The 12,539-nt window shown below is 63.6% G+C and carries 11 protein-coding genes; 3 read left to right on the top strand and 8 right to left on the bottom strand.

Going from position 1 to position 12,539, the window contains the following annotated elements; translation table 11 throughout:
• On the bottom strand, positions 1 to 873 hold an 873-nt coding region (locus V8U06_RS24590; protein WP_427142912.1), incomplete at its 3' end, for a Re/Si-specific NAD(P)(+) transhydrogenase subunit alpha.
• A 595-nt stretch (positions 874 to 1,468) separates the two neighbouring features.
• Between V8U06_RS24590 and V8U06_RS24595 the strand changes: the two genes are divergently transcribed.
• Positions 1,469 to 2,494 (top strand): ornithine cyclodeaminase family protein, encoded by a 1,026-nt coding sequence (locus V8U06_RS24595; protein ID WP_427142913.1) that lies wholly within the window; start codon positions 1,469 to 1,471, stop codon positions 2,492 to 2,494.
• Positions 2,495 to 2,619: 125 nt separating this feature from the next.
• Positions 2,620 to 4,137, top strand: a complete 1,518-nt coding sequence (locus tag V8U06_RS24600) for a regulator (protein WP_427142914.1) — start codon at positions 2,620 to 2,622, stop codon at positions 4,135 to 4,137.
• Between the two features lie 431 nt (positions 4,138 to 4,568).
• Here V8U06_RS24600 and V8U06_RS24605 read toward each other — a convergent pair whose 3' ends face one another.
• The 5 genes from V8U06_RS24605 to V8U06_RS24625 all read right to left on the bottom strand — a co-directional run bounded on the left by V8U06_RS24605 (position 4,569) and on the right by V8U06_RS24625 (position 8,800).
• Complete coding sequence (locus V8U06_RS24605; protein WP_427142915.1) at positions 4,569 to 5,990, bottom strand: amidohydrolase; 1,422 nt, start codon at positions 5,988 to 5,990, stop codon at positions 4,569 to 4,571.
• 301 nt (positions 5,991 to 6,291) lie between these two features.
• A complete protein-coding gene (locus tag V8U06_RS24610) occupies positions 6,292 to 6,813 on the bottom strand; it encodes a hypothetical protein (protein WP_427142916.1) in 522 nt (173 codons plus the stop codon).
• A 215-nt stretch (positions 6,814 to 7,028) separates the two neighbouring features.
• On the bottom strand, positions 7,029 to 7,982 hold the full coding sequence (locus tag V8U06_RS24615; RefSeq protein WP_427142917.1) for a helix-turn-helix transcriptional regulator: 954 nt from the start codon (positions 7,980 to 7,982) through the stop codon (positions 7,029 to 7,031).
• Between the two features lie 318 nt (positions 7,983 to 8,300).
• Complete coding sequence (locus V8U06_RS24620) at positions 8,301 to 8,558, bottom strand: hypothetical protein (protein WP_427142918.1); 258 nt, start codon at positions 8,556 to 8,558, stop codon at positions 8,301 to 8,303.
• 23 nt (positions 8,559 to 8,581) lie between these two features.
• Positions 8,582 to 8,800 carry a DUF6500 family protein gene (locus tag V8U06_RS24625; RefSeq protein ID WP_427142919.1) on the bottom strand — a complete coding sequence of 73 codons (219 nt, stop codon included), beginning with the start codon at positions 8,798 to 8,800 and terminating at the stop codon, positions 8,582 to 8,584.
• Positions 8,801 to 9,118: 318 nt separating this feature from the next.
• Between V8U06_RS24625 and V8U06_RS24630 the strand changes: the two genes are divergently transcribed.
• Complete coding sequence (locus V8U06_RS24630; protein WP_427142920.1) at positions 9,119 to 10,159, top strand: glutamine synthetase beta-grasp domain-containing protein; 1,041 nt, start codon at positions 9,119 to 9,121, stop codon at positions 10,157 to 10,159.
• Between the two features lie 98 nt (positions 10,160 to 10,257).
• Here V8U06_RS24630 and V8U06_RS24635 read toward each other — a convergent pair whose 3' ends face one another.
• Entirely contained in the window at positions 10,258 to 11,418 is a 1,161-nt protein-coding gene (locus V8U06_RS24635; RefSeq protein ID WP_427142921.1) for an amidohydrolase family protein, read from the bottom strand.
• Between the two features lie 64 nt (positions 11,419 to 11,482).
• Positions 11,483 to 12,532: an extracellular solute-binding protein gene (locus V8U06_RS24640; RefSeq protein ID WP_427142922.1), complete on the bottom strand. Its 1,050-nt coding sequence runs from the start codon at positions 12,530 to 12,532 to the stop codon at positions 11,483 to 11,485.
• Between the last annotated feature and the right edge of the window lie 7 nt (positions 12,533 to 12,539).

The following is a 12,539-nucleotide window of genomic DNA, read 5'->3' on the forward strand; positions in this document are numbered from 1 at the left end:
GACGACGGAGCCCGGCTTCATCGCCGCGACCATGTCGGCCAGCCACAGCTTGGGCGCGTCGCGGCCCGGGATCAGCGCCGTAGTGATGACGATGTCCATCTGCGGGGCGAGTTCGCGGAACTTGGCAAGCTGCTTCTCGCGGAATTCCGGCGAGGACGGGGCGGCATAGCCGCCGGTCGCCGCGCCGTCCTGCACGCCGCCCTGACCGTCGGCGAAATCGAGATAGACGAACTCGGCGCCCATCGATTCGATCTGCTCGGCGACCTCGGGGCGCACGTCGAAGGCGTAGGTCTGCGCACCGAGCGAGGTGGCGACACCGATGGCCGCGAGGCCGGCGACACCCGCGCCGATCACCAGGACCTTGGCCGGCGGAACCTTGCCGGCGGCCGTGACCTGGCCCGTGAAGAAGCGGCCGAAATTGTTGCCGGCCTCGATCACCGCACGATAGCCGGCGATATTGGCCATGGAGGAGAGCGCGTCCATCTTCTGCGCGCGCGAGATGCGCGGCACCATGTCCATGGCGATGACATTGGCGCCCGTGGCCCTTGCCTGCTCCAGAAGCTCGGCATTCTGGCCGGGATAGAAGAACGAGATCAGCGTTTTGCCGGAAGACAGCCGCTCGACCTCTCCCGTCGTCGGCGGACGGACCTTGACGATCACGTCGGACGCCGCGACCAGCGCGGCGGCATCGTCGACCACCGTGACACCGGCGGCGCGATAGCCGTCGTCCGATATGCCGGCCGAAAGACCCGCGCCCGTTTCGATGAAACAGGCATATCCCAGTTTGGCGAGTTGAACCGCACTGTCCGGCGTCATGGCGACGCGGGATTCCCCCGGGTAGCTCTCTTTGAGCGCACCAATCTTCGCGTTCATTCTCTCTCTGCCCCCCACTCCACGTTCATTCACAAACACTTTGCCATGCCGGCAAAAAACCAACGCGGCATAACGACCGGAGTGACGCCGCTTTGTCCAGTACCGCTCGGCGCGAATCCGTCCATTTCTGTCGCTTTTGAGCTCAGGCTAAACGATTTTATTCCTGCGCCGTGTATGGAACGGTTCTCGGCCGGAAAGGTCGCGTCCATTGCATACCATCTGAACGGGCAATCCACTCCCCGATCGTTCAGGCTAGTGCTGCAGCGACCGTATTTCGAGCCCCCGGCACAGAATGCCCCTCCCACGCCACAACAGCGTCCGACACCCGGAAAACCGGGTCGGCAGCGATCTGCGGCCTCCGAAACTCTCCTCCACAGGACCCGCGGCGCCCATCCAGCACACTCGCGGTCAATGTCATTATTGTATACAATATCGCGTACAAACAAGTCAAATTATCGCATCCAAAATTTAAAACTTTTTGTGTTCTGTCTTTCTTGACATTGCATACAAAGATCATAGCATGCGTATTAGAAGGACGTGAGGTTCTTCCGAACGAGAGAATTTCCAACATCACCCGAAGCCAGTGAGAACGCCGATGGAAGCCGATAATCGTCACCTGTCCCCGCGCACGACCCTCGTGCTATCTCGGTCCGAAATCGAAGGATTGGTGACCATGGCCGAGGTCATCGAGGCGGTTGAAGCCGCGCATGCCGACATGTCCAATGGCACCGCCGCACAGCCGGCCGCCGTCGCGATGAAGCTGCCCTCGGGCACCGGCGCCTTCCTCGCCATGCCGGCGCTGGCCGATCGTCAGGGTCTGGCCGTCGTCAAGCTGCTGGCCGACATGCCCGACAACACCGCGCGCGGCCTGCCGATGCAGCGCTCCGTCGCGCTCATGGTTTCGCAGGAGACCGGCGCTCCGGTCGCCATCTTCCACGGCCAGATTCCCACCCGCATCCGCACGGCCGCCGCCAGCGCCGTGGCGACGCGCCATCTTTCGCGCGCCGACAGCCGCGTGCTCGGCGTGATCGGCGCCGGGGACCTTGCCGTCGAGCATGTCCGCGCCATACGGGAGGTCCGCCAGATCGAACGCGTCGTCGTCTGGTCGCGCTCCGGCACCACCGTCGCCCGCTTCATCGAACGGGTGGGCAAGGACTTCCCCGATCTCATCCTCGTCGGCGCCGCCTCGCCGGAAGAAGTCTTCGCCGAAGCCGATATCGTCTGCACGCTGACCCCGTCCTGCGAGCCGCACGTCAAGGGCGCCTGGTTCAAGCCGGGCCAGCACATCAATGCCGTCGGCGCGCCGCCGCGTCCGGACCATCGCGAGATCGACTCCGCCGGCATGGCCCGGGCCACGGTGTTTCTCGACAGCGTGCCGATGGCGATGCACGATTCCGGCGACCTGCTGATGGCCATCGCCGAGGGCGCGATCACCGCGGAACAGGCATCCACCGAGATCGGCGATGTCATCACCGGCGCGGCCGCCGGCCGCACGTCGGCGGACGAGATCACCCTGTTCAACTCCGTCGGCCTCGCCATGCAGGACCTGGCGATCGGCGGCCTGATCATTGCCCGCGCCCGCGAAAGGGGCATTGGCAAGGAAATCGACCTCACGGCCTGAGGTCACGATTGGCATAGGCCCTGCTCTGGAGGAGAGCCGGGCCTCATTTCACCGCGCAAACCAAGTTTCCGTGGCCATGCCCGCATGGCCACCGGATTTCTGCGCACATTTGGGGGGAAAGACACATGGACAAGAACTTCCTTTGGCGAAAGGGGGACTGGGGTGGTTACTTCGGCCTTCTGGCCAACAACCTGACCAATCTCCTGACGATGATCGCCCTTCTGATCTTCGTCGTCGGCTTTCCGAAAGAAATGGTCTACGGGCGGATCGCACCGGCCTTCGGCCTTGCAATTCTCGCTGCGAGCCTCTGGTACACCTACTTCGCCTATCGGCTGGTGAAGTCTTCCGGTCGCACGGACGTGACGGCGCTGCCCTCGGGGCCAAGCTCGCCGTCGATCTTCACGGTGACCTTCCTCGTGATCCTGCCGGTCTACCTGCAGACCAAGGACGCGGAATTCGCCCTGCAGATCGCCCTCGTCTGGTGCGTCGTCGAAGCGGCGATCCTCGCCGGCGGCTCTTTCCTCGGGGAAAAGATCCGGCAGCTGATCCCGCGCACCGTGCTGCTGTCGTGCCTTGCCGGTCTCGGCCTGCTGCTCCTGGCGATGAACCCGATGCTGCAGTCCTTCGAGTCGCCAACCATCGCCTTCGTGGTGCTCGTTCTGATCTTCCTCAACTGGTTCGGCAAGAAGCCGATCCTGCCGAAGGTTCCGACCGGCTTCCTGCTGCTCGCCACCGGCACCGCGCTCGCCTGGATCTTCGGCCTGCAGAGCCCGACCGCCGTTGCGGAATCGCTCAGCACCTTCGGCTTCAACCCGCCGACGCTGCATGTGGGCAGCTTCCTGCAGGGTCTGCCGCATGCCCTGCCCTACCTTGCCTCAGCCGTTCCGCTCGGCCTTGCCAACTACGTATTCGACCTCGAGAACATCGAGAGCGCGCACGCTGCCGGCGACCCCTATCCGACCCGTCAGGTCATGCTGGCAAACGGCCTGTCCTCGACGATCGGCGCCATGTTCGGCAACCCCTTCCCGGTCACGGTCTATATCGGCCATGCCGGCTGGAAATCCATCGGCGCCAGCACCGGCTACACGCTGTTCACCGGCATCAGCATGTTCCTGATCACCCTGTTCGGCCTCGGCGCCTTCCTTCTGGCCGTCATCCCGATGGTCGCGGTTCTGCCGATCCTCGTCTATATCGGCGTCGTGACCTGCAACCAGGTGGTCCGCGAGTCGCCCAAGAATGAAGTGCCGGTCATCTTCATCACCATGTTCCCCTGGATCGCGAACTGGGCGCTGACCCTGCTCAACAACACGCTGTCGGCCGCCGGAACCAATGCCAAGACGATCGGCGTGGAAGCACTCGCCCACAAGGGCGTCTACTATCAGGGCCTCTCGAACCTCGGCAACGGCGCGCCGCTGTCGAGCATGACCTGGGGCTGCATCGCGATCTTCGCGATCACCGACCGCCCCGTTGCCGGCATCATCGCGGCCCTCGTCGGCGCCCTGCTGACCTTCCTGGGTGTCATTCACTCTCCCACGGTCGGCATCGCGCAGGTCCAGGCCATGCCGCTGGTCTACGGCTACTGCATGATCGCAGCCATCTTCTGCGTGAAGCACTTCCTCAACCAGCGTGAGGGAACCGCCTGACAATGCTCCCCAGGCGCGAGGCTTGCCGGCGATTGAGCTAAACCGGCATACCCCACGCCTCCCTGCGGCGCGAACCGGCCTATTCTCCAGGCATGTTCGCGCCGCTTCTTGTTTCGGCCGGCGCAAACGCGCCGGCCTCTTCCTGTCCGTCTCGACAAGGCAGGAAGCCCCGGAAGCACATCCAGCCACGGCGGCAGCGCCTTGCAATCCTTCCCGAAGCGGCGGCCGATCCACTCTCCTCCCCGCGTTACATCGCGAATTTCCGGCGTGCACTCGGCCGGTGTGTTTGCAGCCCCTTAAAGTAATCGAAGCGCATGGCGGACAGCCGGGTTCGCCGGCAGGGCTAGAAACAATTCGGCCCCTCGAACCGAACGGTTCGAGGGGCCGGACCGCGATCGTTGCAGCCCCGGGCAGAACCCGGGACCGTATGCTTAGCCAGCCTTGGCGATGGCGCCGTAGGCGAGCTTGCCCTTGTGGACGACGGCGTTGCGGTTCGGCAGGCGCGCGACCGCCTCGGCCGAGCAGCTGGCCGGCACGAGGTTGAAGCTCGCATCGTCTCCGGCCTTCGGCCAGACCTGCTCGCCCTTGTCGTTGAGCGGCGTGACGAAGCCGGTCGCATAGCCGAGCGTGCGGTTGATCTCGTATTCGATGCTGGAATAGTCGATACGCGCGATTTCGTTGGCCTTTTGCAGCATGTCGCAATTGCCGAAGGAATCCCACCAGTCGATGACGCTGTCCGTGCCGCAGACGACCTCGACGCCGGCCTCGTGCAGATCGCGGATCGGCATGGCGTAGCGGCCGAGCGGCACGGCGGTGGCGAAGGTGACGCCGAGCGCCTTAATGCGGGCAGCGAAGTCCATGAGTTCTTCCCGCGACAGCGACGCCAGCGAATAGGCATGGCTGAACGTGACATTGCCCTGCAGCTGCTTGCTCTTCTCCATATGGTCCATGATGCGGTTGAACGTCGGGATCGCCGTTTCCTTCGGATCATGCACGTGGATGTCGATGCCGACATTGAAGTCGAGCGCCAGCTGGACGGTCGTATCGACCGACTTTTCCATGTCCTTGTCGAAGGAGGCCGGGTCGACGCCGCCGATGTAGTCGACGCCGCCGGATTGCAGCGCCTCCCGCATCAAACCAACGCTGTCGGAGGCCAGCAGGCCATGCTGCGGGAAGATGGCGATCTTGGAATCGAGCGTATCCTTGAAGCGTCCCAGGGTGGCCTTGAGATGTTCCAGATTGGCGAGCTTGCTGACGGGATCGACATTGCAATGGGTACGGCAGACGGTGGTGCCACGCGAATGCATCAGGCGGATGATCGCCGCGGTGCGCTCTTCGGCCGTCGGCAGCAGCTTGAGAAGGATCTCGCGTTCCTGCGCGACCCGGTCCGCACGGAAGTTCTGCGTCGGGATCGTCGCTTCCCAGGGGCCACCATAGAATGTCTTGTCGATATGGGTGTGCATGTCGCGGAAGGTCGGCAGCATGAGCTGACCCTGCGCGTCGTAGGTCGTCGTGCCCGGCGGAATGGCCGCCTTCGCATCGAGGATCTCGGCGATCTTGCCGCCGGTGATGCGCAGCGTCTTCAGCTCGGTCTCGGTATGGGTGATGACCGGCGCGTCGAGCCACGGCTTCTTCTCTTCGACGAAGCCCGTCTCGAGGCGCACGTTCAGCAGATAATAGGCGTCCGGCAGCGCTTCGACGTCGCTGACGGGCGTGGTGACGATGCTGACATCGATCGGTTTCGTTTCCGCCGCCGCGGTGCTGCCCGCAAGGCCGACGCCGAGCGCCAGCCCGCCGGCACCGACACCGCCCATGAAGCCGCGTCGCGACAGGCCTGAATGTATTTGACTCATTTTTCCCTCCCTGAAATTGCGGACATTGTCCGCCATGAGTGCACATTATTGTACACCATGATTGTATACCATAATGTGAAGGTCAAGCACTCAAATGGGATAGCGGTGCGATTCCGGCGGCGACGATCGATCCGGCGCGGCTTTGGTACCGAGCGGGCGAGAGCGGATCTGGAAGGAAGACAGAGGTTGAGACCATGCCGGACATGCGAACGCCACTCCGGCGGGGAGGACGCCGGAGTGGCCGTGCTCAAAACGACGCTTTCACCTTACATGCAATCACGTGTCCGAGCGTGACGCCGGATCATTCGGAGGAGGCCTGGATGAGCGCATTGAGGCGCGGGGCGATCGGCCGAACGATATCGGCATAGGCCGCCCCTTCGGCGCGCAGGGCCAGCATCTGCGTGAATTCGGCTTCCAGTTCCTGTTGCAACTCGGCCTTCTGCGCGTCGTTGAGCTGGGTGAAACTGTCCATGCCGAGATCCAGCTTGGCGCGCAGCGCATCGATATTGCCCTGCGGCTCCAGCGCGATGAGGCCGCGGAACGTTTCACCGACCGCGGTTTCCCAGCTTTCCGCGGTAAAGCCCGCCGCACGGATCAGGCCGCCGCTCTCGGCGTCCTGCTCGAACCAGTCGCGGGCGATCTCTTCATCATAGGCGAAAGGTCCAAGGCTCGGCTGAAGCGCCGCGATGAGATCCACCACCTTGGCGACCTCGCCGCTCGTCAGCGCCAGCGCGGGAACCGGCGCCAGCATCGCCCCCATGCAAAGAGCCGCGGCCTGAAGAAGCCGCACGTATCGCCGCTTGCCGCCGGCTTCCTTCGCCACGGCGCCATCCGGCCCAAATCCACCATCGCCCTCTGCCGAGAGAAAACACGTTTCCAAAATACCCCACCGTCTCACGTTACCCCCAAATGGTTCCAGGGTGCGGCTCCGCACCATTGCGCGCGGACCATAGGCGGGACGCGTGCGCTCCTCTTGGGCAAAGGCGAACGACCTTTGCGCCAGGCGACGTGACATGGCGTCATTTTACGGGGAATGGCCTATCCAGCGAGGATCGTGGCCCTGACATCCGAAGGCGTGGCGTTGAAACGCCTGCGAAATGCGCGATTGAAGGAGGAGACGTCGGAGAAGCCCGCATCGTAGGCAATCGCCGTGATCGTGCTGCCCGCACGCTCCCGCGCCCGCAACAGACAGAAGGCCAGGTCCAGCCTCTGCTCGCGCACGAAATCCGAAAAGGTCGTGCCATCACTTTCAAACAGGCGCTGGATATAGCGGGGCGTCACGCCCTGACGGCGCGCCACCGCCTCGATCCGCAAATCGGGATCAGCGATCCGCGCGACGATATCTTTCTGAATGAGCTTCAGGCGCGCCGCGGCGATGCTGTGCGCGTTGCGCTCGGCGCCGCCGCGGACGAAGCCGTCGAGAACCAGCGCCGCGAGATCGTAGACATGACGGGAAGCAAGCTCGCCCGCCTTCAGCGATACGGGCGGGTTGCGGCGCAGCGCCTCGACATAATCCACCAGCAGCGACATGGATGGGGCCTTGGAGGGAATGATGTAGCTCGCCTCCATCGGAATGCGCGGCGCAAGGCCGGCAAGCAGCCGCCGGTCGAGCGCGATGACGTCGACGCGCGTCGCCTTGCCGAGCCAGAATTCGGAGCACCCCGCCTCGTTCAGCAGGATGGCGTCACCGGCGGCAATCTTCACCGGCGCCTTGCCCTCGACCGCGATCTCGTGGTCCTCGCTGTTGATCGCCATCAGATAGTGCTCGCGCCCGTCCTGCAGGAGATCGCGCGTGCGCGCACCGCGCATCGGGGCGTAAAAGCTGCGGCCGATGGTCAATCCACCCGGCAGCATCAGCCCCTCCAGGTCGATGCGAATGTTGTCGCGGTCGGCCGGGCTGAAATGGAGCCCGCCGATGTGGCGGGCGACGAAGTCGTGCACGAAGGCCATGCGCTCGCGGGGCGGCACATGCTCGGAGGACAGGCGCCTCATCGGAAATGGAATTGCATTCTCCAACCGCCACCCCTCGCCCTTGAAACGCTGCCGACAGGTCCTGGAAAAAGCGTAAAGCCTGCGGGCGCGCATGATGGCGTTACCACAGTCCTTCGCACCCAATGCAAGCCGAGCAGAAACCGTCCCTTTTGGGGAGAACTAGATACCGAAACATACCGTCCGTTGCAATGCGCCCTGGTCGAGGACGACGAACCCGCTGGAGCATGTCAGGTTCAGATTGAACCTGACATGCTCTGAATTCTTTTGTTTTCGTTTGTCTTTTCGGGAAAATCGGTTCCCACTTTTCCCTGACAAACTCTAGCGCGGGCCGGATGCAGGATAGATCCGACCGATGGAGCGGAGATAGGCGGCGATCTGCTCCCGCAGGTGATCGCGCTGGCCATATTTTTGCGAGATGCGCTCGATCTCCGGTTCGATCGCCGCATAGACGTCGTCCGGCAGATGGGCATCGGCGACGACATAACTGTCATCGCCGACGGCAAGGATCTCGCAGCCCGTTGCCGCCATGTCGCGAACGAAGTCCGCAATCTGTTCCTCGGTCATCTTCCTGCGCATGCCTTGCCTTTCTCGCTACCGGTCTACTGGCCGGCCAGGATCATGGCACGGATTTTGGCGGCCTTTTCAAAGTGGTCCAGCCGGTGCGTCTTGATCCACCATGTCGCAGCCTCCATCAGAAGCTCCGGGTCGTCGTTCCTGTTGGCAAAGAAGGCATAGAACGACAGTCCGACGCCCTCGCCCTTCCTGGCAATCTTGTCTTCGCAAATCGCAATGGCTTTCGCCCGCAGGCTCGCGCGCATCCGGCTCCCCCTATCCAGTCTCTGGCCGGCCACGTCCTAGCGGATGGGATAGTCGCTGGCCACTCTCCCTTCATTTCCTGACCAGAGCAAATTTGTTGCAGCGCGCAAAAGTCTGCCTATTTTTTGCGCAATTCGCTGCTTCCTTGCGCGCAAACATCAACGCTCCTCGCCACTCCACTATCAAGAACAGCGATTTTTCAGAATTTCGCCCGTCGATTTCAATTTGGCACGATTGATGCTTCCTAGAAATCATCGGCGGCCGGGCCGATCCCGCAGACCCGGCTGCGTCGCAAATCCAGCGTGGCGTGAGAGAACGAAATGACGAAGTACAAGCTCGAATACATCTGGCTCGATGGCTACAAGCCCACCCCGAACCTGCGTGGCAAGACCCTGATCAAGGAATTCGACGCGTTCCCGACGCTGGAACAGCTTCCCCTCTGGGGCTTCGACGGTTCCTCGACCCTGCAGGCCGAAGGCAGCAGCTCGGACTGCGTGCTGAAGCCGGTCACCGTCTATCCGGATCCGGAGCGCAAGAACGGCGCGCTGGTACTTTGCGAAGTCATGATGCCCGACGCCAAGACGCCGCACCCCTCCAATACGCGCGCATCGATCCTCGATGACGAGGGCGCCTGGTTCGGCTTCGAGCAGGAATATTTCTTCTACCAGAACGGCCGCCCGCTCGGCTTCCCGGAAGCCGGCTTCCCCGCCCCGCAGGGTCCGTACTATTGCGGCGTCGGCTACGGCAATGTCGGCAATGTCGCCCGCAAGATCGTCGAAGAGCATCTCGACATCTGCCTTGCCGCCGGCATCAACCATGAAGGCATCAACGCCGAAGTCGCCAAGGGCCAGTGGGAATTCCAGGTCTTCGGCAAGGGCTCGCGCAAGGCCGCCGACGAAATCTGGCTCGCCCGCTACCTGCTGCAGCGCCTGACGGAAAAGTACGGCATCGACGTCGAATACCATTGCAAGCCGCTCGGCGACAGCGACTGGAACGGTTCCGGCATGCATGCCAACTTCTCCACCGCCTATATGCGTGAAGTCGGCGGCAAGGCCTATTTCGAAGACCTGATGGCCGCCTTCGCCGAAGCGCGCGCCGACCACATCGCGGTCTACGGCCCCGACAACCACATGCGCCTCACCGGCAAGCACGAGACGGCCTCGATCCACCAGTTCAGCTACGGCGTGGCTGACCGCGGTGCCTCGATCCGCGTGCCCCACAGCTTCGTCAACAACGCCTATCGCGGCTACCTCGAAGACCGCCGCCCGAACTCGCAGGGCGACCCCTACCAGATCGCGTCCCAGATCCTGAAGACGATCGCCACCGTGCCCACCGACGTGGAAAACCGCGCCGCGGCCTAAGCACGCCGGAATTTGCAGGCAACGACAAGCGCCCCGCACATGCGGGGCGTTTTTCGTTGGGGCTCGAAACAGGCAGAAGCCAAAAGCTTCGTCCTGCCTCAGCCGGAAATGACAGCGCCACGGCGCACCACGCGGCGGCCGGCCGGGCGGCGGCAGATGGCGTCCCCGACATTGACGGCCTCGAGCATCACGAAATCGGCGCGGGCACCGGCGTGGAGCCCATAGTTCTCCAGCCCGATGGCGCGGGCGGCGACAGCGGTGGCGCAGGACAGGGCGCGGCGAAAATCCTCGTCGCGGTTCCAGTCGAAGCGATAGGCGGTGAGGAAGGCGCGCTCCAGCATGTCGCCATTGCCGAGCGGAGACCAGGAATCGCGTATGCCGTCCGAGCCGCAACAGATGGTGACGCCGAGTTCCGTCAGGCGTTCGACAGGCGGCACGGCGATGTCCGCGGGAGCCGAGGTCATCAGCGACATCTTTAAATCCGCCAGGCGGCGGCCGATGGCGTCGAGCCGGCGCTCGGAAATCATGCCGAGACAATAGGCATGGGATATCATCACCTTGCCGGCAAGACCGGAAGCTTCGGTGTAGTCGGCGATACGCTCGACCTGCCAGGCGCCGAGATCGCCGGTATCGTGCAGGTGGATATCGACGCCGGCGCCCTTTTCCACGGCGAGGTCGAAGATGAAGCGCAACTGGCCGTCCGGGTCGCCGTCGATGCCGGCCGGGTCGAGCCCGCCGACCGTCTCGACGCCCATGTCGATGGCTGCACGGATCAATTCCGTGGTGCCGGGCCGCGAAAGGAGGCCCTGCTGCGGGAAGGCGACGAATTGCAGGTCCACCCGGTCGCGCCACTCCTCGCGCACCGTAAACATCGCTTCCACATGGGAAAGGCCCATGTCCGGCGCGACGTCGATGTGGGAACGCACAGCGGTGGTGCCGTGGCGCAGCATTTCGGTGAGGATGCGCCCCGCCCGCACTGCCGGCGGCGTCGGCACGGCGGCAAGCACCTTGCGCTCGTTGTCGATATAGTCGAGCAGCCGCGAAACGCGCGGGCCGGGCTGCCATGGCTCGCCCCACAGGATCTTGTCGAGATGGATATGCGGTTCGACGAAGGCCGGCACGACGAGCCGCCCCTCCCCGTCCACCGCATCGGGCGCATCGATGCCGGGACCGATCGCTTCGATGACGCCGCCCGCACAGCGGATGCCGATGGCCCGCCCATCGGGGTCGACGAGGTTGGAATAGGTGGTCACGCTCATATCTGCCTCCCTTTCAGCCGAAGGCGCGGCCCCGCAAGGCCGCGCCGGTTGTCGTCCATGGCGATCAGCCCTTGAGGCGCGTCCAGATGCGGTCGCGCAGGTCACGCGCCTTGCCGGTGCAGTCCTGCGTGGGCACGAGGCGCGAGGCGAAGGCTTCCGGCATGTTGATCGCGTCCATCTTGCGCCACTGTTCGCTCAGGAACTGGTCGGACTGCGTGGCATTGGCATAGGCGATGGCATTGGAAACGGCGGCGGCGTTTTCCGGCGCCATCATCCAGTTGATGAAGATCTTCGCGTTTTCCGGATGCGGCGCGTTGGCGGGCACCGCGAAATTGTCGCGGAACATCGGCGTGCCTTCCTTCGGATAGATGAACTTGATCGTGTCGCGCTGGGCGGTGGCGCGCGCCGTCGCCCCGTTCCAGACATGGTGCATCGCGACCTCCCCGGCCGCCATGCGGTCGACCACGCTGTCGGAGGAATAGAGCTTCAGCTTCGGCTTCAAGCCCTCCAGCAATTTGAGGATGCGCGCGGCGTCCTCGTTGCTCTCCGTGCACTGCGGAATGCCGAGATAGAGCGAGGCGGCGAGGATTTCGTCGCTGCCCGTATCGAGCGCGGCGATCTTGCCTTCGAGTTCCGGCCGCGGCTCGAAATACTCCTTCCAGCTGTCCTCCAGCTTGCCGCCCTCGACCTGGGCGCTGTCATAGGCGATGCCCGTGACGCCCCAGAGATAGGGGGCGGAATATTCGTGCTTGGGGTCGAAGTCCGGGTTCTTGAAGGCGTCCTTCAGCGTCGCGTAGTTCGACATGGAATGGGTGTCGATCTTCATCAGCAGCCCGTCCTTGACGAGGCCGGGGATGACGTAGTCGCTCGGCACGATGACGTCGTAGGACGCACCGCCCGACTGCAGCTTGGCCAGCAGCGTCTCGTTGCTGTCATAGCCGTCGAGGATGACCTTGATGCCGGTCTCCTTCTCGAATTTTGCGAGAAGCTCGACCGGGTAATAGTCGGTCCAGTTGTAGAAATAGAGCGTCTTTTCCGCATCTTGCGCCGCGGCGGGCTGCACGAGAAGGGCGGCGGCGGCAAAGGCCGCCCCGAGGCAGGATTTCAGGTTCATGGCAGTC

Source organism: Shinella sp. G-2 (assembly GCF_050172695.1).
Lineage (GTDB): Bacteria > Pseudomonadota > Alphaproteobacteria > Rhizobiales > Rhizobiaceae > Shinella.

What these genes read in the sequence shown, in the direction of transcription:
- V8U06_RS24595 (WP_427142913.1), top strand. Translation starts at nt 1,469, where the DNA reads ATGGAAGCCGATAATCGTCACCTGTCCCCGCGCACGACCCTCGTGCTA.
- V8U06_RS24600 (WP_427142914.1), top strand. Translation starts at nt 2,620, where the DNA reads ATGGACAAGAACTTCCTTTGGCGAAAGGGGGACTGGGGTGGTTACTTC.
- V8U06_RS24605 (WP_427142915.1), bottom strand. Translation starts at nt 5,990, where the DNA reads ATGAGTCAAATACATTCAGGCCTGTCGCGACGCGGCTTCATGGGCGGT.
- V8U06_RS24615 (WP_427142917.1), bottom strand. Translation starts at nt 7,982, where the DNA reads ATGAGGCGCCTGTCCTCCGAGCATGTGCCGCCCCGCGAGCGCATGGCC.
- V8U06_RS24620 (WP_427142918.1), bottom strand. Translation starts at nt 8,558, where the DNA reads ATGCGCAGGAAGATGACCGAGGAACAGATTGCGGACTTCGTTCGCGAC.
- V8U06_RS24625 (WP_427142919.1), bottom strand. Translation starts at nt 8,800, where the DNA reads ATGCGCGCGAGCCTGCGGGCGAAAGCCATTGCGATTTGCGAAGACAAG.
- V8U06_RS24630 (WP_427142920.1), top strand. Translation starts at nt 9,119, where the DNA reads ATGACGAAGTACAAGCTCGAATACATCTGGCTCGATGGCTACAAGCCC.
- V8U06_RS24635 (WP_427142921.1), bottom strand. Translation starts at nt 11,418, where the DNA reads ATGAGCGTGACCACCTATTCCAACCTCGTCGACCCCGATGGGCGGGCC.
- V8U06_RS24640 (WP_427142922.1), bottom strand. Translation starts at nt 12,532, where the DNA reads ATGAACCTGAAATCCTGCCTCGGGGCGGCCTTTGCCGCCGCCGCCCTT.